General features: G+C 70.3%; 25 protein-coding genes. 14 read left to right on the forward strand and 11 right to left on the reverse strand.

The annotated features are described in order from the left end of the window. Positions 1-29: 29 nt before the first annotated feature. The 7 genes from ISP_RS28885 to ISP_RS28915 all read right to left on the reverse strand — a co-directional run bounded on the left by ISP_RS28885 (position 30) and on the right by ISP_RS28915 (position 9,302). A complete protein-coding gene (locus ISP_RS28885; protein WP_230468415.1) occupies positions 30-1,613 on the reverse strand; it encodes an Ig-like domain-containing protein in 1,584 nt (527 codons plus the stop codon). 23 nt (positions 1,614-1,636) lie between these two features. Further along, on the reverse strand, positions 1,637-2,623 hold the full coding sequence (locus tag ISP_RS28890) for a hypothetical protein (protein ID WP_230468416.1): 987 nt from the start codon (positions 2,621-2,623) through the stop codon (positions 1,637-1,639). Positions 2,624-2,773: 150 nt separating this feature from the next. Beyond that, positions 2,774-5,140, reverse strand: coding sequence for a type 2 periplasmic-binding domain-containing protein (locus tag ISP_RS28895; RefSeq protein ID WP_013227471.1), 2,367 nt, complete (start codon positions 5,138-5,140; stop codon positions 2,774-2,776). Beyond that, positions 5,137-6,714 carry a phosphate ABC transporter substrate-binding protein PstS gene (gene pstS / locus ISP_RS28900; protein ID WP_013227472.1) on the reverse strand — a complete coding sequence of 526 codons (1,578 nt, stop codon included), beginning with the start codon at positions 6,712-6,714 and terminating at the stop codon, positions 5,137-5,139. Before pstS ends, ISP_RS28895 begins: the two co-directional genes overlap by 4 nt. Then, positions 6,711-7,847 (reverse strand): phosphate ABC transporter permease PstA, encoded by a 1,137-nt coding sequence (gene pstA / locus ISP_RS28905; protein ID WP_013227473.1) that lies wholly within the window; start codon positions 7,845-7,847, stop codon positions 6,711-6,713. The genes pstS and pstA overlap by 4 nt, the downstream gene beginning before the upstream one ends. Beyond that, a complete protein-coding gene (gene pstC, locus ISP_RS28910) occupies positions 7,844-8,848 on the reverse strand; it encodes a phosphate ABC transporter permease subunit PstC (RefSeq protein ID WP_013227474.1) in 1,005 nt (334 codons plus the stop codon). The genes pstA and pstC overlap by 4 nt, the downstream gene beginning before the upstream one ends. 70 nt (positions 8,849-8,918) lie before the next feature. After that, positions 8,919-9,302, reverse strand: coding sequence for a hypothetical protein (locus ISP_RS28915; RefSeq protein WP_141748475.1), 384 nt, complete (start codon positions 9,300-9,302; stop codon positions 8,919-8,921). 109 nt (positions 9,303-9,411) lie between these two features. On the opposite strand from ISP_RS28915, the gene ISP_RS28920 reads away from it, so the two are divergent. Continuing rightward, positions 9,412-10,032 (forward strand): LacI family DNA-binding transcriptional regulator, encoded by a 621-nt coding sequence (locus tag ISP_RS28920; RefSeq protein ID WP_013227475.1) that lies wholly within the window; start codon positions 9,412-9,414, stop codon positions 10,030-10,032. 25 nt (positions 10,033-10,057) lie between these two features. Here the strand turns inward: ISP_RS28920 and ISP_RS28925 are convergent, their stop codons facing one another. Then, positions 10,058-11,422 carry a HAMP domain-containing sensor histidine kinase gene (locus ISP_RS28925; RefSeq protein ID WP_013227476.1) on the reverse strand — a complete coding sequence of 455 codons (1,365 nt, stop codon included), beginning with the start codon at positions 11,420-11,422 and terminating at the stop codon, positions 10,058-10,060. After that, complete coding sequence (locus ISP_RS28930; RefSeq protein ID WP_013227477.1) at positions 11,419-12,114, reverse strand: response regulator transcription factor; 696 nt, start codon at positions 12,112-12,114, stop codon at positions 11,419-11,421. Before ISP_RS28930 ends, ISP_RS28925 begins: the two co-directional genes overlap by 4 nt. A gap of 199 nt (positions 12,115-12,313) precedes the next feature. On the opposite strand from ISP_RS28930, the gene ISP_RS28935 reads away from it, so the two are divergent. From ISP_RS28935 to ISP_RS28975, 9 genes are all read left to right on the forward strand, one after another. Next, positions 12,314-13,567, forward strand: coding sequence for a bifunctional glycosyltransferase family 2/GtrA family protein (locus tag ISP_RS28935; RefSeq protein ID WP_013227478.1), 1,254 nt, complete (start codon positions 12,314-12,316; stop codon positions 13,565-13,567). Then, entirely contained in the window at positions 13,564-15,705 is a 2,142-nt protein-coding gene (locus tag ISP_RS28940; RefSeq protein ID WP_013227479.1) for an ArnT family glycosyltransferase, read from the forward strand. The genes ISP_RS28935 and ISP_RS28940 overlap by 4 nt, the downstream gene beginning before the upstream one ends. Before the next feature lie 94 nt (positions 15,706-15,799). Continuing rightward, entirely contained in the window at positions 15,800-16,414 is a 615-nt protein-coding gene (locus ISP_RS28945; protein WP_230468417.1) for a TetR/AcrR family transcriptional regulator, read from the forward strand. A gap of 16 nt (positions 16,415-16,430) precedes the next feature. Then, on the forward strand, positions 16,431-17,984 hold the full coding sequence (locus tag ISP_RS28950; protein WP_013227481.1) for an MDR family MFS transporter: 1,554 nt from the start codon (positions 16,431-16,433) through the stop codon (positions 17,982-17,984). A gap of 39 nt (positions 17,985-18,023) precedes the next feature. Next, the gene (locus ISP_RS28955; RefSeq protein WP_230468418.1) at positions 18,024-19,244 is read left to right on the forward strand and encodes an FAD-dependent monooxygenase; all 1,221 of its coding nucleotides are present in this window, start codon (positions 18,024-18,026) and stop codon (positions 19,242-19,244) included. 98 nt (positions 19,245-19,342) lie between these two features. Next, the gene (locus ISP_RS28960; RefSeq protein ID WP_013227483.1) at positions 19,343-19,774 is read left to right on the forward strand and encodes a TetR family transcriptional regulator; all 432 of its coding nucleotides are present in this window, start codon (positions 19,343-19,345) and stop codon (positions 19,772-19,774) included. A 64-nt stretch (positions 19,775-19,838) separates the two neighbouring features. Next, positions 19,839-19,961: a hypothetical protein gene (locus ISP_RS28965; protein ID WP_265049934.1), complete on the forward strand. Its 123-nt coding sequence runs from the start codon at positions 19,839-19,841 to the stop codon at positions 19,959-19,961. Beyond that, entirely contained in the window at positions 19,930-20,229 is a 300-nt protein-coding gene (locus ISP_RS28970; protein ID WP_230468958.1) for a substrate-binding domain-containing protein, read from the forward strand. The genes ISP_RS28965 and ISP_RS28970 overlap by 32 nt, the downstream gene beginning before the upstream one ends. A 72-nt stretch (positions 20,230-20,301) precedes the next feature. After that, the gene (locus ISP_RS28975; protein ID WP_013227485.1) at positions 20,302-20,937 is read left to right on the forward strand and encodes a TetR/AcrR family transcriptional regulator; all 636 of its coding nucleotides are present in this window, start codon (positions 20,302-20,304) and stop codon (positions 20,935-20,937) included. A gap of 42 nt (positions 20,938-20,979) precedes the next feature. Here the strand turns inward: ISP_RS28975 and ISP_RS28980 are convergent, their stop codons facing one another. Then, positions 20,980-21,702 (reverse strand): TetR/AcrR family transcriptional regulator, encoded by a 723-nt coding sequence (locus ISP_RS28980; protein WP_013227486.1) that lies wholly within the window; start codon positions 21,700-21,702, stop codon positions 20,980-20,982. 226 nt (positions 21,703-21,928) lie between these two features. Next, positions 21,929-22,072, reverse strand: coding sequence for a dioxygenase family protein (locus ISP_RS48335; RefSeq protein WP_235190542.1), 144 nt, complete (start codon positions 22,070-22,072; stop codon positions 21,929-21,931). Between ISP_RS48335 and ISP_RS28985 the strand changes: the two genes are divergently transcribed. From ISP_RS28985 to ISP_RS29000, 4 genes are read left to right on the forward strand one after another with little or no spacing between them, the layout of a single operon-like run. Further along, positions 22,004-22,630 carry a transposase gene (locus ISP_RS28985; protein ID WP_013227487.1) on the forward strand — a complete coding sequence of 209 codons (627 nt, stop codon included), beginning with the start codon at positions 22,004-22,006 and terminating at the stop codon, positions 22,628-22,630. The genes ISP_RS48335 and ISP_RS28985 overlap by 69 nt on opposite strands. A 25-nt stretch (positions 22,631-22,655) precedes the next feature. Beyond that, complete coding sequence (locus ISP_RS28990; protein WP_013227488.1) at positions 22,656-23,492, forward strand: alpha/beta fold hydrolase; 837 nt, start codon at positions 22,656-22,658, stop codon at positions 23,490-23,492. Then, positions 23,485-24,108, forward strand: coding sequence for a TetR/AcrR family transcriptional regulator (locus ISP_RS28995; RefSeq protein WP_013227489.1), 624 nt, complete (start codon positions 23,485-23,487; stop codon positions 24,106-24,108). Before ISP_RS28990 ends, ISP_RS28995 begins: the two co-directional genes overlap by 8 nt. Beyond that, positions 24,105-25,346 (forward strand): low temperature requirement protein A, encoded by a 1,242-nt coding sequence (locus tag ISP_RS29000; RefSeq protein ID WP_013227490.1) that lies wholly within the window; start codon positions 24,105-24,107, stop codon positions 25,344-25,346. Before ISP_RS28995 ends, ISP_RS29000 begins: the two co-directional genes overlap by 4 nt. The last annotated feature ends 107 nt before the right edge of the window (positions 25,347-25,453 follow it).

Raw genomic sequence — 25,453 nt, forward strand, 5'->3', positions numbered from 1 at the left:
GAAGGGAACCCCGCCGGAGACCCGGGTGATCAGATGGCGGTGAGGGTCAGGACCGAGGTGTAGGTGCCGGCGACGGTCGACGTCGGCACGTTGAGCGAAAGCCCGGCGGTCAGGTGCGCCGTGCCGTTGCCGCCGTTCGCGGCGGCGGTGGCCAGGGTGCGGGACCCGGCGAGGCCCGCGCCCGCCGGAGCGGCCGTGCCGGGGGCGATCGCCGCGGCCGGGTTGACGGCCGGACCCGCGGTGACGTTCTGCGCCGCGACCTTGTCCACGATCGACGGAGTCCAGCCGAGGTTGCCGGCGTTGATCGCGTGCGAAGCGCCGTCACCGAAGTCGGTCGCCTGGCCGGAGACGTTCCAGCCCGGGTTGCCCGCCCGGGTGTCGGTGACGGTGACCGGGTTCAGGTTGCCCGAAGTCTGCAGCATCGAGGCGTCGGGCAGCATGACCGGCGACGGCAGCGTGACGTTCTGGTTGGCCACGCTGATCAGCAGCTCACCGGCGGTGACGGTGGTGGTGATGTTCTCCGAAGTGGCCACTCCGGCGAACGCCGTCACGGACAGCGGCACACCAGCGGACTCCGACGCCACGTACGCCGCCGCGTTGGCGGGCACGAACTTCGCGGTGAACGTGTGCGCCCCCACCGCCAGCGTCGACGACGACAGCGAAGCCGTCCCGCCGGCCAGCGCGACCGGGCTGCCCAGGTTCGCACCGCCGTCGGTGAACTGGATCGACCCGGCCGCACCCGCGGGCGTGACCGACGCGTTCAGCATCACCGAGCTGTACTGCGCGGCCGTGCCGCTCGGGGTGACCGAGAGCGCGGTCGTGGTCGGCGTCGCGACCGGCGCGTTGACCTGGAACGTCACCGCCTGCGACGTCGAACCGGCGACATTCGCCGCACCGCCGGTGAAGACCGCGGTCAGCGAGTGGCTGCCGGTGCCCAGCGCCGAGGTGGTGAGCGCCGCGGTGCCGCCGGAGACGGCGACCGGGCTGCCGAGGTTCGCCGCGCCGTCCTTGAACTGCACGGTGCCGCCCGCCGAGGCCGGCGTGACCGTCGCGGTGAGCGTGACCGGGCTGCCCTGGGTGGCCGGGGACGCCGGGGAGACCGCGAGCGACGTCGTCGTGGTGACCGGCGCGTTCGGGTCGGTGCTCTGGAAGTGCGTGGCGTCGGTGAACCAGATGTCCTTGGTGAACGTGCCCATGACCTGCTGCGAGAACGAGTCGACGCAGCTGGCCACCAGGGTGTACTGCCCCGGCTGGACGGTGGTGCTGTTGTCCAGCGCGATGTCCTTGAACGACAGGCCCTGCTGGATCGGGAAGCCCGCCGTGGTGGAGAAGTTGACGCTGCTGGTGGTCGTCGCGATGAGACCGTTCGTGAAGCCACCGGGGCCGTAGACGTACATGTAGTACGCGTCCGAGGTGTCCGGGCAGCCTGCCGACGTCGTGGCGACGCCCGCCGTCGTGTCGAGGCCCGTGGCCGGGCTCAGGGTGAGGGTGCCGAGGGTGCCCGGCGGTACGGCGGCCGAGGCCGGAGCGATCGAGCCGAACATCGCCGCGAGGGCGGTGCCGAGCACGGCCGCGCCGACGGCGAACCGGCGCATGACGGATCTGGAACTCATGGGTGCGTTGCCTTTCCGGGCGTTCACGGCGTGACGATGGCGGTGTCGCCGCAGTTGGCGGCCTGGCCGAAGCCGTACTTCTTGATCAGGTCGGCGTTCTGGCAGATCGCCGAGCTGCTGCCGACGAACACGGTGCTGTACGGCGCGTTCCCCTTCTGGGCGCTCGGGATGACGTTGTAGACGTCCCGCTTGAAGGAGGAGCTGGTGTTCAGCGCGGTCGGCGAGATGCCGTTGAGCGTGGCCAGCACGGCCTTGCCCTGCACTGCCGGGATCACGCCGTTGACCTGCGCCTGGTAGGAGGCGATGGAGTACGGCGCGACGTTGGCCGGCTCGATGAGGAACGTGCCGGTGTTCTCTTCGATCGGGGTGTTCGCCGCGTCGGCGTCCTTCACGCACGAGAAGGTCGTCGTGAAGTTCAACGCGTCGGTCAGGCCCAGCTGGGACAGGAAGAACGACCGGGTGCCCGAGCCGAAGTGCGGCAGCAGCGGCTTGTACGTCGTGCCGACGCCGGGCGCGGTGCAGTTGAAGATGCTCTTCAGCTGCGCGGTCGTGAGCTTCTTGGAGATCGAGCTGTCGGCGCGGACCGCGTAGGTGACCGCGTCCACCGCGAACGGGATGTAGGTGAGGTTCTTGCCCGCGTAGCTCGCCGAGTTGTTCGACGACGACCGCGCGAACTGCACGCAGCCGGTGTTGCCGTCGAGCGAGGCGACGAGGGCGTTCACGCCGTTGCCCGAGCCGGCCGGCCGCGGGATGGTGCAGTTGGCGTTGACGGCGGGGTCCTTGGTGGTGATGGTCGCGGACCCGGTCGCGTCGTAGGAACCGAGGACCTTGACGCCACCGACGGTGATCGCGTCGGCGAGGCCGTTCACCACGCCCTGGGTGGTGTCCGAGCCGACGCCGGCGAGGTCGCGGAAGGTGGGGGCGCCGGCCGGGTCGGCCTGGGCGGCGCCACCCAGCACGAGCAGCATGGCCGCCGAAGCGACCGTGACGAGAGCGTGTCTCTTACGCACTTCAGGTATCCTTTTCGCAGCAGGAATGCCCGGGCTCGTGCCCGGACGTGCCGGTGTCGCCGTCTTCGCGGCTACGACACCGGGCTTGCTGGGTTCACCCGGCTCGTCGGGCGGTGGAGTGACAGCTCCCCGCGCGGCGGGCCGTGGCCCTCACCTCCTCACCCGGCTGCCCCAGCGCGTCAGCGCCGGACCGGACGCGGCGGCCACGGCGCCCGCCACGAGCAGGATGAGCAGCACGTACCGCACGAACCCCACCGGCGTGGCCGGCGTCCGGCGCGTCTGCGCCACGGGCTGCTGGACGGCCGACGCGGGCGGCGGCGTGGCCACCGCCTTCGCCGGCAAGGGCGCGGAGGCCGGCGCCGACGTCGCGGGCGGCTGTTGCCCGCCCGAAAGCGGCCGGTCGGCCGCCAGGGCGCCGGCGGGCACCCCGCCGGGCTCGTCCGGAGCCGGCGCCGACGGCGGGGTGAGCGCCTTGCCGGCGTCCGCGGCGATCCTGTCCGCGGCCGTGCCGGCCTGGGCCCGCAGCGCCGGCGGGAGCGGGACGTACCCCGCGGGCAGCTGCCCGAAGGCGATTCCGGGCTGCTGGCCGTCGCCCACCGCGTACTTGAGGAACGTGGCGTAGTCGGCGCCCGCCCTGGTGTCCAAAGCGGACGGTGCGGTGGCCGCGTAGGCCAGATTCGTCAGCGGGTAGGCGTCCTTCGCCGTCGTCAGCGGGTCGAGCTGCAGGACGTCGCCGACGGCGCCGGGCTTGGCGGCCGCGACGGCGGCGAGCATCGAAGCGTCCGTCGGGGCGACGAACGCGCCCGAGGCGTTGCGCAGCTTCGCGGTCGGCAGGCCGTAGCGCGCCGCGGTCGGGGTGTCGACGATCGCCAGCAGGCTCCGCTGGCCCTGCGGCTCCCGGTCGACCGCCTTGAGCTGCGGCTTTCCGTCCGGCGTCGCGAAGCCGGTCGGCGCCTTGCCCAGCGTGTCGCCGCGGCTGATCGCGCGGCCGGCCTCGTGCATGTCCCCGGCCAGCGGCCGCAGGTCGAGCGCGCAGCTGGTGAGCAGGCCGGTGCCGGTGCAGGTCAGGTCGGCCTTCGGAAAGTTCGACACCGGCAGCTTCAAGCCTTTGAAGTTCGGGTTGACCTTCATGCCGTTCGCGTCCGGGACACCGTTGAGGAAGTCCGTGGCGTCCTTGTCCGCGGCGATCCAGCGCCACAGCGCCGTGGTCGCGTCCATGTCCACCGTGGGCACTAGTGCGTCCACAATGGACATCAGGCGGCCGGAGTCCGTGAATTCCGGGTTGAGCGCCACGAACTCGGGGTCCGCGGTCAGCGAGTCCGGGTTGCCCTTGAGGTAGTCCTGCCGCACCGGCAGCGACAGCACGTAGGACTGGGTGAGCAGCTTCGCGAGCAGCCGGGGGGTGAGGTTCAGGTCGGCGATCTGCTCGCCGTCGCGCTGCCAGATCGCCGGCGGCACCACCCCCTCGCCGGCCGACTGCCGCTCGGTGATGAACGCGACGCTCAGTCCCGACAGCGCGACCGGCGCGTACACCAGCGGCCGGGTGACCTGGTCCGCCGGCACCGGATCCCGCAGGAACGCGAGCCCGGGGTTGTCCGAGACGACCGTCTGGCGGGCGACGCCGTCGGGCACCTGGGTGAAGCCGAAGACGGTCCCGCCGCCGGAGCAGAGCTTCGGCTGCCAGCGCAGGACGGCGTCGGACAGGAACTCGTCACCCGACGTCGGCCGCTCCGCCGCACCGATCGGGCAGGCCGCGCCGACCGGCTGGAACTTCAGCGGGATCGAGATGTGGCTGGCCCAGTTGGACGCGCTCAGCGGGGAGGAGTCCAGCTGCGGGCGGTTGTCGCCCCCGACGGTCGAGCCGTCGACCTCCGTGGTCCCGCGCGGGACGACGACCAGCCAGCACGAGCGCGGGCTGCCGTTCACCACCGTGCCGCACCCGAGCCCGTAGGACTCGAGCGCGGTCTGCACCTCGAAGTCGACTTCGCCGCCGCCGTCGAGCCGGGTCTTCGCCAGCGGGAGCTCGTTGGTGGTGCCGGCGGTGAAGAAGTCGCCGGTCGACGTGGTCGTCACGCCGGTGACCGAGCGGAACGGCACCACCGCCTGCTGGCCCGCTTCGGGCTTCAGCGTCTCCAGCGGATCGACCAGGGTGGACCCGTAGCTGACCTGCCGCCGCCGCGCCCAGGCGCCCGCGACCGGCGAACCCTGCGCCGCGAGGCCGCCGTACTGGCACTGCTCCCGCGCCGGGCCGGCCGGGTCGTCGCCCCAGCACTGCATCAGCTGCAGGTAGTTGGTGGCGAAGTTGCCCGAGGGGCCCGTCGGCGCGCCGCCGGTCCAGCTGAGGTGGACGGTCTGGTTGATCAGGTCGGTGGTCTGGCCGACCGTGACCTTCAGCCCGGAGAACGAGCCGGTCCCGGACACCGTGACGGCCGAACCGGTGGCGTCTTCGGCGTGGCCGGTGCCGGCGAGCGCGGCCGTCGCCAGCAGCGCGGCGAGCAGCAGGCGGGCGAGTTTCATCGCTCTTCCTCCTTGCCCAGGCGCCGGGCCAGGATCGGCGGGCCGATGACCAGCCCGAGCAGGAGGGCGACGGCGAGGGCGGTGAGCAGTGCGGCGGTCGCGTTGTCGCGTTGGTCGAGCGACACCGGCACCGACGAGCCGCCCGCGGCGACGTTCTGGCCGTTGACCGCCAGCCCGGTGTCCGGGTCGATCGCGCCGGTCGCCGGGCCGGTGGTGCCGTCCGCCCCCGGGGTCACGCTCGTGCCGCCGGGGCCCACGGTGCCGTTCGGGCCGGCCGCGGACTGCGCGCCGGGTCCCGGGCCGGCGCCGCCGGTGACCGGGGTCGGCGCGCGGGCGCCCCCGGTGCCCTCCCCGCACTGCGACACGCCGATCTTGTCGCACGGCGACGGCTGCGGCGCGTTCTTGGCGAGCAGGTTGGTGCCGTCCGGGGAGAACGTCGGGTTGTTGCACTTCGAGATGTCGGTGGGTTTTTTCGTCGAGCCCGGGATTCGCGCGACCTGGTCGAGCCCGGCCTGCACGAGGTTCTTCGGCAGCGGCGAATAGCCGAGCTGGTCGGCCTGCTGCTGGCCTTCGCACAGGAAGTAGTAGGCGAAGTCCGACAGCGTCTTGCCCTTGTCGGTGTTGAACGGCGACGTCGGGGTCGTCGGCAGGATCATGTAGCTGTAGCTCGAGAGCGGATAGGTGCGCGCGTCCAGGTTGGCGTAGACGCCGCCGAGGTCCTGGGTGAGGTCCGGTTTGATCGCCGCGGCGAGCAGCGCCACGGCCACGCTGGTGGCCTTCGGCTCGATGTAGTACCCGGCCTTGTTGAGCACCTTGGCGATCGGGAAGCCCGCGTTGCGCGCGTAGGAGTACTCGACGTAGGTGATCGCGCCTTCGCTCTGGTCCTGGCGCACGTAGTTGGTCACGCCGAGGGAACCGGACTGCCCGACCACCGGCGGCACCAGCGGATAGTTGGAGGTGAACCCGCACGGCGTCGCCCGGCCGGCCTTGCGGCAGAACGCGTCCCACGCCCCGCCGAACTGGCTCGCCATGTAGGTGGTGAACTGCGCGCTGGTGCCCGAGCCGTCCGACCGCACGACCGGGATGATCTTGCGGGCGGGCAGGGTCAGGCCCGGGTTGTCGGTCTTGATGGCCGGATCGGCCCAGTTCGTGATGGTCCCGGTGAAGATGCCGGTGAGCGTCTGCCCGGACAGCCGCAGGTTCGTCACGCGCGTGGCGCCGATGTGCAGGTTGTACATGAACGACGTCCCGCCGGCGACGATCGGCATGTACGCGTAGCCGCGGTCGGCCGGCGGGTTGTCGGTGACGCCGGCGTCGGTCAGCCCGTACGGGATCTCCGATACGGCGAAGTCGACCTGGCCGGCCTTGAACTGGTTGCGGCCATCGGTGGACCCCGTCGCGGCGAAACTGATCCGCATCCCGTACTGGCCGACGTTCTTGCGCCACTGGTCCAGCGCGTTGGAGCTCCACGTCGAGCCGGCGCCGCTGATCGGCACGTAGCTCTGCGCGAAGGCCGTCGACTGGCCGAGCAGGACCAGCACCAGCACCGCGGCGACCGCCCGGAGTTTCCTCATGACCCACTCCCCATCCGGCCGTCGAACCGCTCGCGGTCGGCGGCCGAAGCCCGCGCGCGGCGGCGGAGCGCGCCTCGCGAGAGCTCGCCGGCCGGACGGCCGCCCGCGATCCGGGCGATCACGAACACCACCAGCACGAGCAGCATGAGCACCGCTGCGGCCCCGAACCCGCGGGCCTTCATCGCCTCCTCCGGCGAGGTGACGAGCGAAAAGGTCGCCAGCGGCAGCGAGATCTGCGGCCCGGTCAGCGGGTCCGCGTTGAGGTAGGCGGTGAACCCGGCGGTGATCAGCACCGGCGACGTCTCGCCGATGCCGCGCGCGGTGCCGAGCAGGATCGCCGTGGTGAGACCAGACCGCGCGGTTGGCAGGACAACATGCCAGGCCGTCCGCAGCCGGCCCGCCCCCAGCGCCAGCGACGCCTCCCGCAGGTTGCCCGGCACCAGCCGGATCACGACGTCGGCCGCGCGGATGACGATCGGCAGCATCATCACGCTGATCGCGCAGCCCGCCGCAAGGCCGGACTTCTCCAGCCCCAGCGCGACGATCAGCGCGGCGTAGACGAACAGCCCGGCCACGATGGACGGCAACGCCGTCATCGCGTCGACGATCGTCCGGACCAGCCGCGCAAACGTGCCCCGGACCTCGTTGAGGTACACCGCGCAGGTCAGTCCCAAGGGGACGGTGACCGCCAGCGCGATGGCGATCTGCTCCAGCGTTCCCACGACGGCGTGGAGGACGCCGCCCTGGGACAGCGGGTCGAGCGGCCCCGCGGTGGCCATGTCCTGGGTGAAGAAGTTGAGGTGGCTCAACGCGTCGACGCCGCGGATCACCGGGTAGGCGACGATCGTCACCAGGGCCAGCAAGGCGAAGGCCGCGAGGCTGTACACCACGGCGGAGACGAGCCGATCTCGCACGGTGAGTGCGTTCTCGGTCAGCGACACGAGCAGTGCGTACAGGCCGAGGAACACGATCCAGGCGAGGACGGCGAACCCGATCACCCCGCCGAACGGCGCCAGCTGATCGAAGACCAGCGCGGTGAACGCGACGGCCGCGACGAGCGCGCCCAGCACGGTGACCCGGTCGAGGAGCCGGCCGGGCCTCGTGACCCGCCGGCGTTCCTGAGCGTCGGTCATGCTTCGCTGCCCTGGCCGGACCGGCTGCGCGCGATGATCGCGGACGCGCCGAAGTTGACCAGCAGGGTCAGCGCGAAGAGCGCGAGCCCGGCGGCCATCAGCGCGGAGAGGCCGAACGGGCTGGCCGCGGCCCACTGCTGCGCGATCAGCGCGGACACCGAGTTGGCGCCGCTCTGCAGGACGTGTGGCTGGATGGTGAAGACCGGCGCGATGATCATGTAGACGGCGATCGTCTCGCCGAGAGCCCGGCCGAGGCCGAGCATGGTGCCGCCGATCATCCCGCCCCGGCCGTAGGGCAGCACGACGCTGCGGATCATCCCCCACCGCGTCGCGCCGAGCGCGTAGGCGCCTTCGCGTTCTCCGGGCGGCGCCTGGGAAAACGACTCGCGCATCACCGAGCAGGTGATCGGCATGACCATCATCCCGACGATCACCCCGGCGAAGAAGGTCGAGCTGGCGAACACTGTCTGACTGCTCAGCGGGTCGTTGGCGTCGTAACCGTCCACTGTGAACAGCGGGAACCAGCCGAGGTGGACGGCGAGCCAGCGAGGCACGTCGAGGGCGTTCCACTGCAGGAAGACGGCGCCGAACAGGCCGTACACGACACTCGGGACGGCGGCCATCAGGTCGACCAGGCTGACCAGCACCCGTTTCAGCCGGGCCGGGGCGTATTCGGCGATGTACAACGCCACGCCGAAGGCCAGCGGGAAGGCGACGCAGAGGGCAGTGCCGGCGATCAGCAGGGTGCCGACCAGCACGGCGGCGATGCCGAAGTTCCCGGAGTCCGGCTGCCAGGTCTGGGTGGTGAGAAAGGAAAATCCGGCGAGGTCGAGTGCTTGGGCGCCGTTCTTCACCAGGAACCCGCCGACGGTGACCATGATCGCGAGCACGACCACGCCGGCTCCCAGGAGCACGGCGAGGAACGCCCGGTCGGCCCCGCCCGGGGCCCCGGTTCTTCGCCGCACCTCCGTCCGCGGCGGCTCGGTCAGCACACTGGTCATCGCACTCCCCTGTCTCATCCGGACGCGAGCCTTTCCCGGCGATCTGGACTGCTCCGGGCCGGAGCGTGAACTACGGACGAACACGTGCACCGGAAACCGCGGGACTGTGTTCCGCGAGTTCCCGAAAAGAATTACCGGAATTGACCGCGTGCAGCCGCCGCTGGTAACTGCGCGCCGACACACCGGCCGCGACCCCCGCGATCCTCAGCTGCCACAACCACTTCCCGTGGGTGTCCCGCACAGTGATCACCTCGGCCAGCGCGAGCCGGTCGCGAAGCACTCCCACGGCGTCGGCACAGGAGACAGCGTCCGGAAAGGACGTTGCCGACTGCGCCAGGCTGCGGTTGTTGGCGGAAAGAAACCGCCACACGACTTTGCCCGCCAAGCCGGTGTACCCTCGTCCCCGCAGTTGCTCCGGGGAAATGTGGACCAGTTCGAACCGAGGCTCGGCCATCGTCGTCCTTACGCGCGATCCCCCAGCGATGCGCGCTCAGGCTCAGTCATCCCGGTATACAGCAGCGAAACGACGGACGGCGCACCGATGGTGCCGCCGTTCACAAGGGATGAAGCGCACAGGTCCGCAAGTACCGGACCAACCGCACGTTCGAACGGAAACTGTCGGCATCGAGGTCAGCGGTTCTGCCGAAGAACTGGGCTACCACCCGGACAACGCCGCCCGGCTGCTGGCGCGCGGGCGCAGCCGGACGCTGGGCGTGATGGTGACAGTGCACCAGTCCTTCCAGGCCGACCTGGTCGAAGGCAGCTACCCGGAGGCCGAACGGCTCGGCTACGACGTCCTGCTGTCGGCCACGGCACCGACGCGGGACGAGGCCAAGGCCGTCGAGGCCATGCTGAGCCAGCGGTGCGAAGCGCTCATCCTGCTCGGCCCGAACGCCGAGCGCTCAGCACTCGACGAGTTCGGCCGCCGCGCGGTCGTGGCCGTGGTGGGCCGCCGGCTGCCGGGCGTGCGGGTCGACAGCATCCACACCGCCGACACGAAGGGCATCCGGCAGGCCGTCGACCACCTCGTCGACCTCGGTCACCGCCGAGCAAACTCGGCGCGGCCGCCGGAGTCGCCGTCCTCGCCGCCTGGGTCGCGGCCGCCCTCGGCGCTGCCATTCTGGCCATCACCCGCCGCGACGCGTAGACGGTCTGACCGCTCGGTGATGTCGGCATCCGCCTGAGCGGTCCGCCGAGGGTGGACACGCTTCACGTGTGCGGCAGTTCGATCCGCACGCAGGCTCCTCCGCCGCCCGGCGGGTCCTCGAAACGCACGGCTCCCCCGTGCGCGGTGACGGTGTCGGCCACCATGGCGAGGCCGAGCCCCGAGCCGGGCAGGGCGCGGGCGCCGGGGGCACGCCAGAACCGTTGGAACGCCGGCGTCCGATGCTCGTCGGGCAGGCCCGGCCCCTCGTCGACGACGGTGATCCAGCCCGGTTCCGAGCGCACCCGCACCGTCGAACCGGCGGGCGAGAACTTGATGGCGTTGTCGAGCAGGTTGAGCACGGTTCGCTCCAGGGCCGCCGCGTCGCCGACGACCGTCCAGGGCGGGCAGTGGATGTCGAAGTGGTGGTCCGGGGCACGGCTCCTCGCCCGTCGGGCGGCCCGGTCGATCACCGTGTCCACGGCGACCTGTTCTCGCGCCAGTTCGCGTTCGTCACGGGCGAGCACGACCAGTTCGGTGACGAGGTCGGTGAACTCGCCGGCTTGCGCCTGGAGCCGGTCGATGATCTTCGCGCGCTGCTCGGCCGGAATCGGACGCCCGGTCTGCTCGCTGCGGGCCAGCAGATCGATGTTGGTGCGCAGGCTGGTCAGCGGGGTCCGCAGCTCGTGAGCGGCGTCGGTGACCAGTTCGTGCTGCCGGCGCCGGGATTCCTGGAGCGCGGCGATCATCGAGGCGAACGCGCGGCCCAGCCGGCCGACCTCGTCACGGCCGGAAACGGCGTCCGGGAGCTGGAGATCCTCGGTGCGGGCGATCTCCTCGGCGGTCGCGGTCAACCGCGTCATCGGCGCGACCGCGCGACGGGTCGCGAGCAGGCTCGCCGCGGCGGCCAGCGCGCCACCGAGCAGCGACACCACGACCAGAACCTCGCGCAACCCGGCAAGGGTGTTCTCGATCTCGGCCAGGTTCCGGCTCGCCACCAGCACGTTCCCCTCGCCGACCGGCTGGAGCAGGACACGCACGGACTTTCCCGACCGGGTCCGCCCGTCGCGCAACGTCGTGGCGCGCACGGTCCGGTCCTGCGCGGAGGTTTCGACGGGGTCGACACCGGACGGCGCGCACGAGCCGCCGCCGGCCCGCAGCAGCTGGATGCCTTCGAGGAATCGCTGTATCCCTGGGTCCGGCGGCGCCGCCCGGCACAGCCACTCGGCGTTGGGCACCGGCACATCCGGGGGCGGCGAGACGTTGGCGGGCGGTACGAGTTCGAGGAGGGCCTGGTCGAGCTGGGTGTGCAACCTGTCCCGGGTCGTCACCCACGCGATGGTGCTGATCCCGGCGATCGCCACCGCCGCGATGCACGCCGTGCTCAGGGCGACCCTGGCCCGCAGCGACAGCCGGCGCGGCCTGCTCATGGTGTCACGCGGAGGGTGAATCCGACGCCGCGAACCGTGTGCAGCAACCGGGGCCGCCCGCCCGCTTCGGTCTTGCGCCGGAGGTACCCGATGTAGACGTCCAGGTTGTTCGTGCCGGGGTCGTGGCCCCACACCGCCTGCTGCAGGCGCGCTCGGGACAGCACCTGGCCCGGAGCGTCGAGGAAGACGGCCAGCAGGTCGAACTCGGTGGGGGTCAGCGTGATCGGGCGCCCGGCCCTCGTCACCTCGCGGCTCGAGGGATCGAGCCGGAGGTCCTCGAACTCGCGCGGCGCCATACCCGGCCGGTCGTCCGGAGGACGGCGGTTCAGCTTGAGCAGGGCCCGCACCCTGGCCAGCAGCTCCTCCAGCGCGAACGGCTTGACCAGGTAGTCGTCGGCGCCCGCGTCCAGGCCCATCACCTTGTCGCCGAGGCCGTCGCGGGCGGTCAGCATCAGCACCGGCATCCGGTCGCCCGCCTCGCGCAGCCTGCGGCAGGTCTCCATCCCGTCCACGTCGGGCATCATCAGGTCGAGGATCGTGAGGTCGGGCCGTGCCCCGCCGGAGGCGGCCAGCACCAGACGCAGCGCCTGGGCCCCGTCCCCCGCAGTGTCCACTTCGTACCCTTCGAACTCGAGGCTGCGCTGCAGGCTGTCCCGGACATCCGGGTCGTCGTCCACGACGAGCAGGCGCATGGACCATCACCTCCGGGATCTTGTTCGGCACGCCGGCGGCAGGTTACGCCGTGCCCCTGGTGCCCGGCGGTGAAAAACCTCCCTCTCACGATCTTCTCAGGTGAATTCCAGGCGGTTCTCACGAGCCGGAGTCCACCTTATGGGTGACCGGACACAACGTCGTGCTCCCGGCACCGAGCCATCACGAACGGAGAAAGACTTGCCGGGGAGCACGACTCGAGGACCCGCCACCGAACACCCCACCGAACCGCTGCGGACCGCGACCGTGGACATCGTGATCCCGGTGTACAACGAGCAGCGGGCGTTGCCCGGATGTGTCCGCGTACTGCACGAGTTCCTGATCGCACAGTTCCCGTTTTCCTGGAAGATCGTCGTCGTCGACAACGCCAGCACCGACGGCACCCTCGGTGTGGCCCGGGCCCTGGCGGAGGAGTTCGACCGGGTCGAGGTCCGCCACCTCGACCGGAAGGGCCGCGGACGGGCGCTCCGGGAAAGCTGGCGGACCAGCACCGCCGACATCGTCGGATACATGGATGTCGACCTCTCCACCGGCCTGAACGCCCTGCTCCCCCTGGTGGCACCGCTGGTCAACGGGCATTCCGACCTCGCCGTCGGCTCACGGCTCGCGCCGGGAGCCCGGACCGTGCGCGGCGCGAAACGGGAGTTCATCTCGCGTTCCTACAACGGGATCATCCGGCTCACGCACGGCGCCCGCTTCTCCGACGCGCAGTGCGGGTTCAAGGCGGCCCGCACCGACGTGATCCGCCCTCTGCTGGACCGGGTGGCCGACGACTCCTGGTTCTTCGACACCGAACTGCTGCTGGTCGCCGAGCACAACGGGCTCCGGGTGCACGAGGTCCCGGTCGACTGGGTGGAGGACACCGACACCAGGGTCGACGTGGCGGGCACCGCGCTCGACGACATCCGCGGCCTGATCAGGGTGGCTCGCGCGAAGGCCTCCGGCGCCGCGCGAGTGCCGGACCTGCCGCGCAGGCCCGAGCCGAGGGCCGCACACCCGGACGCGGTGCTGGGCCGGTCCGGCGGAGCCCTGTCGTGGCAAGTGCTGTCATTCGCCGTGATCGGGGTGCTCTCGACCGCGGCGAACCTCGCCCTCTACGGGGTGTTCCGCACGTGGTGGCCGGCCCTGCTGGCCAACCTCGCCGCGCTGGTCCTCACCACCCTGTTCAACACCGAGGCCAACCGCAGGTTCACCTTCACCTCGGCCGCGAAGTCGAGGGGCCGGATCCACCTGCAGGGGCTCGCCGTCTTCGGGCTCTACTACGCGTTCACTTCCGCGGCTTTGCTCGCCCTGGACCGGATCGAGCCGAACCCCGCCCGGTGGCTGGAACTGGTGGTGCTGCTCGTGGCCTCGGTCCTGGGCACGGCCGGGCGCTTCCTGCTGCTGCGCGCCTGGGTTTTCCACACCGACAACGGAAAGGACAAGAGCAAGTGAGCGTCGTCGGGGCACCAGCCACCGCACCACCTGCCGTGCCGGGTTCCCGTGCCGGCACCCGCTGGCGCCTGTGGGCACTCGGGGCGATCTGCGCCGTCGCCGCGCTGCTGTACGCGTGGAAGATCGGCGATGGCCGGCTCGGCAACACCTATTACTCGGCCGCGGTGAAGTCGATGACGCACAGCGTCACGAACTTCCTGTTCGGCTCCTTCGACTCCTATGGCGTGTTCACTGTGGACAAGCCGCCGATGGCGCTGTGGCCACAGGCGATTTCGGTGCTGGTGTTCGGCTATCACGGCTGGGCGCTGCTGCTGCCCCAGGTGCTCGAAGGCGTCGCCGCGGTCTTCCTGCTGCACCGGACCGTCCGGCGCTGGGCCGGGGAGGACGCGGCGCTGCTCGCCGCGCTCATTCTCGCGCTCACCCCGATCACGGTGGCGATCAACCGCGACACCAACCCGGACACCCTGCTCGTTCTGCTGCTCGTCGCCGCGGCCTATGCGGTCACGCGCTCGCTCCAGGCCCAGTCCGGCCGGGGCCGGACCACCTGGCTGGTCTGGTGCGCGTTCTTCGTCGGCTGCGGGTTCCTCACCAAGATGCTGCAGGCGTGGATCGTGGTGCCGGGGATCGCGCTGGCCTGCTTCGCGGGCACCGACGCCCCGGTCAAGCGGAAGATCATGGACCTGCTCGCCGCCGGCGCGGCGTTGATCGTCTCGTCGTTCTGGTGGGTGGCGCTGCACGACTGGTGGCCGGGCGACAAGCCGTACATGGGCGGCAGCACCGACGGGACCGCATGGAACCTGATCTTCGGCTACAACGGCTTCGGCCGGGTTTTCGGCGGCGACAACAACATGTCCTTCGGCGGCGGCTTCCCCGGTGGTCTGCCCGGTGATCTCCCCCCGGGCTTGAGCCTGCCCTCGGGCCTCATGGCCGCCTTCGGCGGCGGCGGGACCGGGTTGGGCCGGATGTTCGGTGACGGTGTCGGCGATCAGATCTCGTGGCTCCTCCCGCTGTCCCTGCTCGTGCTGGTGGTCGTCGCCGTCGCCGGTGTCCGCCGGATGCGGGCCAAGCTCCCGGCAGAGCCGGCGCAGCGTGGGGGCTGGCTCCTGTGGGGCAGCTGGCTGCTCGTCACCGCGGTGGTGTTCAGCTACGCGCAGGGCATCTGGCACCCCTACTACACGACCATGCTCGCGCCCGCGATCGCCGCGATCTCGGCGGCCGGGCTCGTCCGGTTCGGGCGCGCCTACCGCGACTCCGAAGGAATGGGCTGGCTGCTGCTGCCGCTCGCGATCGCGCTGACCGCGGCCTGGGCCTTCGTGCTGGCTTCCCGGGCTCCGTCCTGGCACGGATGGGCACGCTGGGCGCTGCTGGTCGTGGCGGCGGTGGCCGTTGCCGGGCTGGTGATCGGCCGGCTTTCCCCGTCGTGGACCAGTTCCCTTGGCCGACCGGCCTTGGTGGCGGGCCTGGTCGCGCTTCTGCTCGTACCGGGAGTCTGGTCGGCCGGGACCGCGTTCCAGGCGACGTCGAGCGGGGGAATGGGGCTGGCCGCCGCCGGTCCGGCGGCCGCCGGGTTCGGTGGCGGCATGCCCGCCGGAATGCCCGGGATGCCCGGGATGCCTCCGGGTATGCCCGGGACGAGCCCCGCCGCGGCGAACGGACTGGCGGGCATGGGTAATCCGTTCTCCGGCGGCGGGCTCACCGACGAGCAGCGGCGAATCGTGGACTACGCGAAGCGGCACAGCGACGGTGCGGCGATCACACTGGCCGTCAACAGCCCGGCGATGATGTCGGCGAACTACATCATCGGCACCGATGAGACGGTGATCGGCATGGGCGGCTTCATGGGCACCGACCCCTCGCCCTCCCTCGACCAGCTCACCGGCTGGGTTGCCGACGGCCGGCTGAAGTTCGTCCTGAGCAGCGCGAGCGGGGCCTCCGCGGCGCCCCCGGGTCGCGGATTCGGCGGCGGGATGTCCGGCGACATGGGTGCTCTGATGGGGCAGCGGCAGCAGTGGGTCGAACAGCACTGCACGCCGGTCGATCCGGCCGCCTACGGTGGCTCGCCCCGGCCGGCCACGCCCCTTCCGTTCCCCCTGTCGATGGTGGGCGGTGGCCAGACCCTCTACCAGTGCCACGCCTGAAGCACCCGTGTCGGGCGCGGAGACGCTCCGCGCCCGACATCGTGCATGAACTGCACTACATGCGTGTTCCGCAAGTCTTGCAGAGTGTGCAATGATGGTCTCCGTGAACGCACCGAACCGGGAGAGCCTGCGCAGCAGGCGCCGCCGCGAGACCGAGCGCGAGATTCACCTCGCCGCGCTGCACTTGGCGCGCGCGCACGGCTTCGACAAGGTCACCGTGGAAATGATCAGCGCCGAGGCCGGGGTGTCGCCGCGCACCTTCTTCAACTACTTCCCGAACAAGGACGCGGCGATCGTGCAAGGGCCCGCAGAGCTGTCCGAAGAACTCGCCGCGGAGTTCGTGTCGGCCGGGCCGGCGCCGGCCAAGCAGGTTCTCACCGAGCTGACCCGGCTACTGACGCGTGACTTTTCCGAGCACCCGCCGCAGCGAGAGGAAGTACACGCCGCGTTCGAACTGGCCCGCGAGCATCCGCAGGTGCTGGCGGTGCTGCTGGCTCGGTTCGACGCATTCGCGGTGCACATCGCGGACCTCGTGGGCCGGCGCCTGGGCGAGGAGGCCGGTGACGAGGTGCCTGCGCTCATGGCCGCGATCGCACTGGCGGCGGTACGACAGGGCCTCGATCGGTGGGCACGGGCGTCCGACGACGGCTCACCGGTCCCCTACGTCGAGCGCTCGATGGACTTGCTCCGGACCCTGCTGGCCCCCTGAACCCGGGAGTTTTCCCATGACTGACACCATTTCGACCGGCGAGGCTCCGGGCAGTACCCTGCCCCGCCGGTTCGGGCTGATCTTCCTCGGCCTGATGACCGTGATGCTGCTGGCCTCCCTTGACCAGACCATCGTGGCCACGGCGTTGCCCACGATCGTCGGCGAGCTGAACGGCGTGTCCCACCTGGCGTGGGTGACCACTGCCTACATCCTCGCTGCGACCATCACCATGCCCGTCTACGGCCGGGTGGGCGACCTGATCGGCCGGAAAACCCTGTTCCTGACCGCGATCAGCCTGTTCGTCCTGGGCTCGGCGGTGGCGGGCGCGGCCCAGAACATGACGATGCTGATCATCGGCCGCGGGGTCCAAGGGCTCGGCGGCGGTGGCCTGATGATCCTTTCCCAGACCATCATCGCCGACCTCGTCCCGCCGCGGCAGCGGGCGAAGTACATGGCGCCGATGGGCGCGATCTTCGGCCTGTCGTCCGTGGCCGGACCGCTGCTGGGCGGCTGGTTCACCGACTCGGTCGGCTGGCGCTGGGCGTTCTGGATCAACCTGCCGCTGGGCCTGATCGCGCTCGCCGTGTGCAGCTTCGCGCTGCAACTGCCGCGCAAGGCGATCAAGATCCCGCTGGACTACGTCGGAATCACGCTGATGGCGGCGGCCGTTTCGTGCACCGTCCTGGTCGCGACGTGGGGCGGTACCACCTACGAGTGGTCGGACCCGGTCATCCTGGTCTTGGCCGCGGCAGGACTGCTCGCCTGGGTGGTGTTCTTCCTGTCCCAGCGCCGGGCCACCGAGCCGATCATCCCGCTGCGCCTGTTCCGCAGCCGCATCTTCAACTTCGCCACGCTCATCGCCCTGATCGTGGTCGGCATCGGGATGTTCGCGGTCATCGGCTACCTGCCGACCTACCTGCAGATGGTCTACGGCTACACCGCGACCGAGTCGGGCCTGCTGCTCATCCCGATGGTGGTGGGCCTGATGGCCACCGCCGTCTCGTCAGGGCAGGTGATCAGCAAGACCGGCCGGTACAAGATCTTTCCGATCGTGGGCACCGCCATCGTCACCGGCACCGCACTACTTCTGTCCACATTGGATACAAGTACGCCCGTCGTGGTGCTGTGCGGATACATCTTCCTGCTGGGCGCCGGAGTCGGGTTGCTCATGCAGACACTGGTGCTGGCCGTGCAGAACGACTTCCCGGTCTCCGACGTCGGCACCGCGACCTCGGCCAACAACTTCTTCCGCGAAATCGGCGCCACTCTCGGCACCGCAGCGGTCGGCGCGATCTTCAGCAACCGCCTCACCACCCGGCTCACGGAAACGCTGCCGCCCCGGGGATCCGGTGCGGCCGGGAACGTCCAGTCGTTGACCCCCGCACTGGTCCGCTCCCTGCCGCCGGACCTGCAGCACACGGTCGTGGCGGCCTACCAGCACGCGCTCGTTCCGGTGTTCGCTTACCTGGCACCGGTGTTCGCCATCGGCATCATCCTGGCCTTCTTCCTGCCGGAGAAGAAGCTCTCCGACACCAACGAGCCTTCTGCAGTGACGCAGGCCACAGAATGACCACATGACGAATTTAGTCAGTTTTACTAGGGTGGGGGTATGGAAATCCCCCACAGCGAGAAGCATCGAGCATTGGTGGTCGGGCTGGGCATCAGCGGGATCGCGACTGCTCTTCGGCTACGGCAGATCGGCTGGACCCCGATCGTCGTCGAGCGGGCTCCGGCCCGGCGCACCGGCGGGTACTTCATCGCACTGTTCGGCGGGGGCCGTCCCGCCGCACAACGCCTGGGCATCCTCGAGAACCTGCACGACCGCGTCCCCAACGGCAGCAACTACGAGATCGACCGCGCAGGCAACCGGCGGCCCGGCGCCGCCTACGGCGACCTGCCGGGAAGCCCCTGGATGATGCGGCGCGGCGACATCGAACAGGCCGCGTTCGCCGCGCTGCCCGGCGACGTCGAAATCCGCTACTCGACCGTCCCGGCCCGCATCGAACAGGACGCCGACGGCGTGGACGTCACACTGGTCGACACCACGGACGACACCGAGGTCACCGAGCGGTTCGATCTCGTGGTGGGCGCGGACGGGCTACGCTCCACCGTGCGGTCGCTGGTGTTCGGGCCGCACCAAAAGTACCTGCGCCGGCTGAACTACATGGCGGTCGCCTTCCAACTACCCGTGCCGCTCAGTGACCTTCACCCCGCCGACGGCGCCACGCTGATCGAGAACAACCGGTCGATGTGGCTCTTCCCCTTCGACGGCAGCCCGCAGACGGTGCTGCTGAACTACCACACCGACGACGTGGACGCCGAGTTCCGGCAACCGCCTGTCCAGCGAGTGCGAGCCGCGTTCGGCCCCGAACCGACCGGCCGCACGCTCGGCGAAGTCCTCGACGCCTTGGAAACCGCCGAGGACGTGCTGTTCGACTCGGTCGAGCAGGTCCACATGGACAGCCGGCACCGGGGCCGGGTCGTCCTCGTCGGCGACTCGGCGTGGTGCGTGACCCTCTACGCCGGAATGGGCGTCTCGATGGGGATGTCGGGGGCCGACCTGCTCGGCACCATCCTCGAACGCCACCCCGGCGACGTGCCACGCGCCCTGGCCGAATGGGACCGTACCCTGCAGCCCCACATCGAAGCCTTCCAGCGCAACGGGATCCAGCAACGGCAGTTCTTCGTCCCGGGCTCGACGCTCGAGCTCGCGCTCCGCAAGGCCATGACCACGGCGATGCGGCTTCCGGTGGCCTCGTCCCTGCTCCGGCAGCTGCGGACCCGCGACAAGTCGGGACAACTGAAGGACACCGACATCGCCCTAGCCTGAGGGCCTCTCGGACGGCCCAGGTCGGTACAGCAAGGAAAACCTCATGACGGCATCGACCGAACACGACTCCGGAACGGCCGCCCGGATCCTCAGCGCTGGTGCTCAAGCGCGGCGTCAAGGGCCTCACCGTCGCCGAGATCGCGCACCGAGCACACGTCGGCAAGGGCCCGGCCTACCTGTACTGGGACACCAAGGGAGACCTCGTGCTCGAGCTCTTCGCCCGCGACTTCCTGGCCGCCACGGACAACGAGATCGCCGCCCTGACCGCCGACCCGGACCTCAGCCGCCCACACCGGCTCTGCCCTGGTCCGGCTCGCCTCGACCACCCGTTCATGCGCGCCCTGCAGACCGGCGACGCCGACATGTTCGGCCCGGCCGCACTGATGGAACTGCTCGGCCCCGAAAAAGCCGGCACCGCCGAGGTCCGCGCAGCAGCCATGCTGGGCCTGCGCTTGCTGCGAGGCCGAGGCGAAGCCGCGCTCACCCTGATCACCACCAGCCAGGAAACCACGCAAGAAACCAAGAAATAGAACCGGTTCGAGTGAACCAAATGGAGGAACAATGATGGCTGGGACAGCGACTACCACCGAAACGGTGCTCGACCGCTACATCAAGATCTTCGACCGCGCGGTGCACGATGCCGGAGCGGTGGAGGAGTTCCGGTCGGTGTATGCACCGGGAGCGAGTGTGCAGCTTGACGAACGGGCCGGCCGGTGACGGGCCTGGAAGCGGGCTGGCCGAAGCCGGCGTGCCCGTGCCGGACGCGCTCAGCGTAATCGGCTTCGGCGACGTCTACTACGCGGATTTCTGCGTCCCACCGCTCACCACCACCACCGCACCGCTGCAGGCGATGGGCACTGAGGCGTTCCGGCAACTGCACCGGCAACTCCGCGGCGAACCCCGGCCACGCCGGTTCGCCACCTCGCTCTCGGCCCAGCTCGTCGTCCGGCAGTCGACGGCCGCGCCATCCACTCGCCGGCCCTGACCGCCGACTGGACTTTCTGACCAAGTCGACCATATGGTCAGCACGAGGTCCGACTCACCGTCGGGAGAAGCGATGACCTCGGCTGGGCGGCCCAAGTTGCGAGCGGACGCCGAACGCAATCGGGATCAGATCCTCGCTGCTGCCCGTAAGGTGTTTGCCCTCGACGGTCCGGACGCGCCGCTGGAGACGATCGCGCGCACCGCCGGCGTCGGGATCGGCACCCTCTACCGTCGATTTCCGGACCGGGAAACCCTGGTCCGCGCCGTGGCGAGAGAGACTCTCGCCGCCGTCCTCACCGACCTCCGCGCGGCCGCCGCCGAAGAGCCCGCGGCATGGGACGCGATAGTGCGCCTGCTCAGCCGGTCACTCCCCCGGCAAGCAGGGGCCCAGCTGCTGCTGTTCTCGCCTCGAGCGCGGGAGATCCTGCAAGACGACCCCGAAACTGCCGGAATCCAGCAGGAACTGATCACCCAGCTCGACGCTCTCGTCCAGGCGGCGCAGTTCGAGGGCACCCTCCGCACCGACGTCACCGCCGGCGACATCGTGTATTGCTATTCGCTGATCCTGCGCCACCCCGCGGCCGTACCCGAGCTCGCCGCGCTCGCGTTCGAACGTACCGCGACGCTCATGGTGGACGGCCTGCGAGCACAGCCCGGTAGCCGGCTGCCCGGACGGCCGGTCACCGGTGAGGACCTCAAGTACGGTTGAGCCTCAACCCGCCGCGTCTCGTTCGCGGCGTCATCAGCGGGTTCAGTCCGCTTTCTTCTCCTGTTTGGCCGTGATCATGGCGAGCACGGTCTCGCGTCCCTCACGCAGCAGCCGCAGACCTTCGCCGGCCACCGCGCGCACGTCGGCAGACCTGGCTTTCCCGGGCCCCAGCAACGCTGTCACCGCCGCGGCGATGACCTGGTCAGGATCGTCGACGGCGACGCCGGGAGAACCCGGTGGGCGGGTGGCCGTGTCGAGGAAACCGGTCATGAGCGCCTGCAACGCGAAGGCCTGCTCGTCGAGGGGCCAGTCGGTGCGGGCCAGCCGGTGTTCGCGCCACACCGGCAGGACCGTGTACATGAACGCGGCCGGGCCCAGCACGTCGAGCAGCTCCACGCTGCGTGGATGCCCGGCGAGGACGCCGAGCAGGTCGGCGTCGCCGGTCTGCAGCGCGCGCACGAACGGGTGATCGAGGGCAGCCCGGACCAACCGCGGGCACAGCCGGTGGGGACGGCTGCTGTCCGGGTCCTGGGTCAGGAGGTCGATCTCCTCGTCGGCGAGGGCCACGAATTCCCGGGCGATCAGGCCGAACACCAGGTCCTCCTTGGTGTCCCAGTACAGGTAGGCGGTGCCCTTGCCGACGTGTGCTCGCTGCGCGATCTCGGCCACGGTCAGGCCTTTGACACCGCGTTTGAGCACCAGCTCCCGCGCCGCGGCCAGAATCCGGGCCGCGGTACCGGAGTCGTGTTCGGCCAGTGCTGTCATGGGTGCTTCCTCGCCTCTGCCGGAACGGAGCCAGCCACCATGCTAAGGGACGTCCCGTAATCGGCATTGTGGCTGGACTGGTGTTTCAGCCACCCAGGCCGCTCCGCGCTGATCCGGACGCCGATCGACGAATGCGGCCACCCCAGTGGCGGTCAGGTGCCGGCAGCGGCCTGCGAGGAAGCACGATGTCGAAGCGGGTACTGGACGCCAAACACCGCGTCGCCCGTCAAGTACTCGCCACCAAGCACGAAGATATAGGTGACAAGGGTGCGTTTCCGGGCGCGCTGACCTTGAAGTGCAGGTGCGCGGCACGCATGGGGGACCGGCCGGCCGCGTCGAGGAGGGCGCCGACCGGACCATCGTGCGGGATCGGGTAAGGCACCGGAGTCGGGCGGCCGAGCGCAGTTCCTGCACCGCGCCGCTGGACGTGGTGAGGCTCGCGCCCGGTGACGATGTCGCAACCGTGACCGCGGCCCAGGTGCGTGGTGTGGTGAATCGCCTGATCGTCGGGGGACATCGGCAGTCCGGGGATCCGGACATCCTGCTGGTCGCCGGCGCCGGCTACGTCGGACCTCGCGCGTCCCATGTCCTGGCCGATCTGCCGATCGTTGTGCTGGTGCGGATGCGCTCGGACCGGGTGCTGCGCCGTCCCGCGCCACCACATCCGCCCGGCACCATGGGCCGGCCTCGCCGCCACGGCGGCGAGTTCGCCTTCGGTGACCCGAGCACCTGGGCTGAACCGGAGGTCGCCGGCCGAACCAAGACCCGGCTCTACGGTCCGGCCCACGCCCGGGCATGGGACCCGGCCGGGACGTCCACCGTTCAGACCGATAGCCGGTCGTTGCACCGGGCCGGCACGGAGGCCCGGGACGAAGAGGGGAAGGTGTTGACCCCCTTGGCTAATGACGCTAGCTTTACGGCGAACTGAATTAGCCAACGTCACGGAGAACATCATGACCGAGAACCTGGACATCGCCGGCAACACCCTCGCCTACGAGGTGACGGGAGAGGGGCCCCTCGTCGTGCTGGCGCACGGCCTCGGCGACAGCCGCCACTCCTACCGCTTCCTCGCCCCGGCCCTGGCCGCGCAGGGTTACCGGGTCGCCAACGTCGACATCCGCGGTTGTGGTGACTCCAGCCTCGGCTGGGACGGGTACAGCCGCACCGACATCGCCGGCGACCTGGTCGCCCTCATCCGCCACCTCGGGGGCCCGGCCGTGATCATCGGCCAGTCGATCAGTGGGGGCGCCGCGACCATCGCGGCCGCCACCGCGCCCGAGGTGATCGCCGGCATCATCGAACTGGCGCCGTTCACCCGCGCGCAGCCCTTCGACCTCGGCGGGCTGCTGCGGGTCAAGCGCTTCCGGGCCGGCTACACCCAGATGGCCCAGGTCATCATGCGAGGCAGAGTCGAGAACTGGCTGAAGTACCTCGATGTGGCGTTGCCGGTCAAGCCCGCCGACTGGGACGGCGAGCTGGCCCGCATCGAGACGAAGCTGCGCGAGCCGGGCCGGATGAAGGTCCTGCAGGCGATGTGCAAAACCAGCCCCGCCGACGCCGGGGCGCAGCTGCCCCACGTCAGCTGCCCCGTCCTGATCATCGAGGGCAGCGCCGACCCCGACTGGGCCGACCCCCGCGCCGAGGGCGAGAAGATCATCGCCGACCTGCCGCAAGGCCTCGGTGAACTGGCGGTCATCGAAGGGGCCGGGCACTACCCGCACGTCCAGACACCCGATCAGGTCGTCGCACTGGCCCGGCCTTTCCTGGACAGGACGTTGACTCGTGCCTAGGGCCGGGCTCACCCCGGCCACGGTCACCGAGGCCGCTGCCGCACTGGCCGACGAAATCGGGTTCGCCCAGCTCAGCATGGGCCTGCTCGCCGAGCGGCTCGGCGTCAAGACTCCCTCGCTCTACAAGCACGTCGCCAGCCAGGCCGACCTCGTCCACCGCATCGCGGTCCAGGCCGCGAACGAGCTCGCCGACACCATCCGCGACGCGACCCAGGGGCGGGCGGGCAGTGACGCCTTCGCCGCCGGCGCGCGAGCGATGCGGGCGTATGTGAAGCACCACCCCGGCCGGTACGCCGCGGGCAACGCCGCCCGCCCGACCGGACCCGACGACCCGCTCATCGCGGCGCTCGACCGGGTGCTCGCCTCCTGGGCGGCGATGGTGCACGGCTACGGGATCGATCCCGGTCAGAAGATCCACGTTCTGCGGATGGTGCGCACCATGCTGCACGGGTTCGCGACACTGGAAGTGGCCAGCGGATTCCAGATCGACGTGGGTGTCGAGGACAGCTTCACCTGGATGATCGACTTCATCGACCACGGCCTGCAGTCCCTGGACGACTCACCCCGCTCCCCCGCGGATTCCACGATCCTTCATGAGGAGTTGCCAAATCCGTGAACGCCCCGAACATCGCCGGCGAACCCGAGGACGCAAGGACCGAGCGGCACGCAAGCTGGACGGAACTGTTCTTCGACCTGGTGGCCGTGGCCGGCGTGGCAGCCCTGGCACACGTACTCGGGTCCGAACCGGACGCCGCGGCGCTCGGTCTCTACACGCTGCTGTTCCTGGCCTTCTGGCTGTCGTGGACGACCTTCATGCTGTACAGCAACGTCACGGCCGGGAAGACCCGCGTGATCCGGCTGATGATCGGGATGTTCGGTCTCGGGGTGATGGTCGCGTCCGTGCCGGGCGTGGCGCATTCGGTGCTCGGCCACGACGGCGACACCCACCCACCGACCGTCTTCGCGATCGCCTACATCGCCACACGCATCTACGGCTCCCGGTCGTGGCGCAAAGGCGAAGTACTACTGGACTTCCCGGTCGTGCAGTACTCGACGGGACTTCTGCCCTGGATCGCGTCGATCTGGGTTCCCGGCCGCTGGATGCTGGCGCTCTGGGCGGTCGGGATCGGCCTCGATCTGCTGCTGATCCTGGCCGTGTCCGGGAACAAGCTCCTCAAGCAGGCCCAGGCGGCATTCACCGCGCGAGCCGGTATCCGGCACCAGCCAGTGCACGGCGTGCGCCGCGAGGGAACCCTACCTGCGATCCACGGGGTGTCGGTCCATCCGGCGCACTTCTCCGAGCGACTCGGGCTCTTCGTGATCATCGTGCTCGGCGAATCGGTGGTGCAGGTCATCGGCGCCGCGGCCGACGCGCACTACGACGTCGGCGTACTGGCCACCGGACTCGCATCGTTCGTGTTGCTGGCCGGCATGTTCGGCTTGTCCGTCGTCTTCGGATACGCCGGCTTGCCACACCTGCGGGCCGGGCGGATCCCCGCTCGTGCCGCCCTCGGCTTGCACTGCATGGTCAGCGGCGTCGTGGCCACGGTGGCGGTGTCGCTCTCGGCGGTGATGAAGCACGGGTCCGATCCGCTGCCCGAGCAGGGCCGTTGGCTGCTGTGCGGCGCCGTCGCGACGTACTTCGCCCTCGGTGTGGTCACCGGTGTCGTCAGCCACAGCTCTGATCTGCAGAGGACGATTTCGCGGATCGTCACCGGCATCGTGGTCCCGCTTCTGCTCGGCTTGTTCGCCACCGGTGCCGGCGGCCGGACGTTGGTGATCTGCATGGCCTCGGTGGTGCTCGCCCACCTCTGGTTCGAACGGCGTCTCGCGCCGATCGCGGACGGTGCCTGACAAGGCAGAGCCGGCCGGCGGACATCGGCCGAACAGTCACTCCTTATCGGCTTTCCGGCCGTTCCGGATTTCTGAATTCCCGCTCTAGTGTGCTCGCGTGGCTCCCG

This window comes from Amycolatopsis mediterranei (assembly GCF_026017845.1).
Lineage (GTDB): Bacteria > Actinomycetota > Actinomycetes > Mycobacteriales > Pseudonocardiaceae > Amycolatopsis > Amycolatopsis mediterranei.

Coding starts and splice junctions, on each gene's coding strand:
- ISP_RS28980 (WP_013227486.1), bottom strand. CDS start 21,702: ATGACAGCACTGGCCGAACACGACTCCGGTACCGCGGCCCGGATTCTG.
- pstA (WP_013227473.1), bottom strand. CDS start 7,847: ATGACCGACGCTCAGGAACGCCGGCGGGTCACGAGGCCCGGCCGGCTC.
- ISP_RS28975 (WP_013227485.1), top strand. CDS start 20,302: ATGACCTCGGCTGGGCGGCCCAAGTTGCGAGCGGACGCCGAACGCAAT.
- ISP_RS28955 (WP_230468418.1), top strand. CDS start 18,024: ATGGAAATCCCCCACAGCGAGAAGCATCGAGCATTGGTGGTCGGGCTG.
- ISP_RS28930 (WP_013227477.1), bottom strand. CDS start 12,114: ATGCGCCTGCTCGTCGTGGACGACGACCCGGATGTCCGGGACAGCCTG.
- ISP_RS28945 (WP_230468417.1), top strand. CDS start 15,800: ATGGTCTCCGTGAACGCACCGAACCGGGAGAGCCTGCGCAGCAGGCGC.
- ISP_RS28990 (WP_013227488.1), top strand. CDS start 22,656: ATGACCGAGAACCTGGACATCGCCGGCAACACCCTCGCCTACGAGGTG.
- ISP_RS28885 (WP_230468415.1), bottom strand. CDS start 1,613: ATGAGTTCCAGATCCGTCATGCGCCGGTTCGCCGTCGGCGCGGCCGTG.
- ISP_RS28925 (WP_013227476.1), bottom strand. CDS start 11,422: ATGAGCAGGCCGCGCCGGCTGTCGCTGCGGGCCAGGGTCGCCCTGAGC.
- pstS (WP_013227472.1), bottom strand. CDS start 6,714: ATGAGGAAACTCCGGGCGGTCGCCGCGGTGCTGGTGCTGGTCCTGCTC.
- ISP_RS28915 (WP_141748475.1), bottom strand. CDS start 9,302: ATGGCCGAGCCTCGGTTCGAACTGGTCCACATTTCCCCGGAGCAACTG.
- ISP_RS28950 (WP_013227481.1), top strand. CDS start 16,431: ATGACTGACACCATTTCGACCGGCGAGGCTCCGGGCAGTACCCTGCCC.
- ISP_RS28895 (WP_013227471.1), bottom strand. CDS start 5,140: ATGAAACTCGCCCGCCTGCTGCTCGCCGCGCTGCTGGCGACGGCCGCG.
- ISP_RS28920 (WP_013227475.1), top strand. CDS start 9,412: ATGAAGCGCACAGGTCCGCAAGTACCGGACCAACCGCACGTTCGAACG.
- pstC (WP_013227474.1), bottom strand. CDS start 8,848: ATGACCAGTGTGCTGACCGAGCCGCCGCGGACGGAGGTGCGGCGAAGA.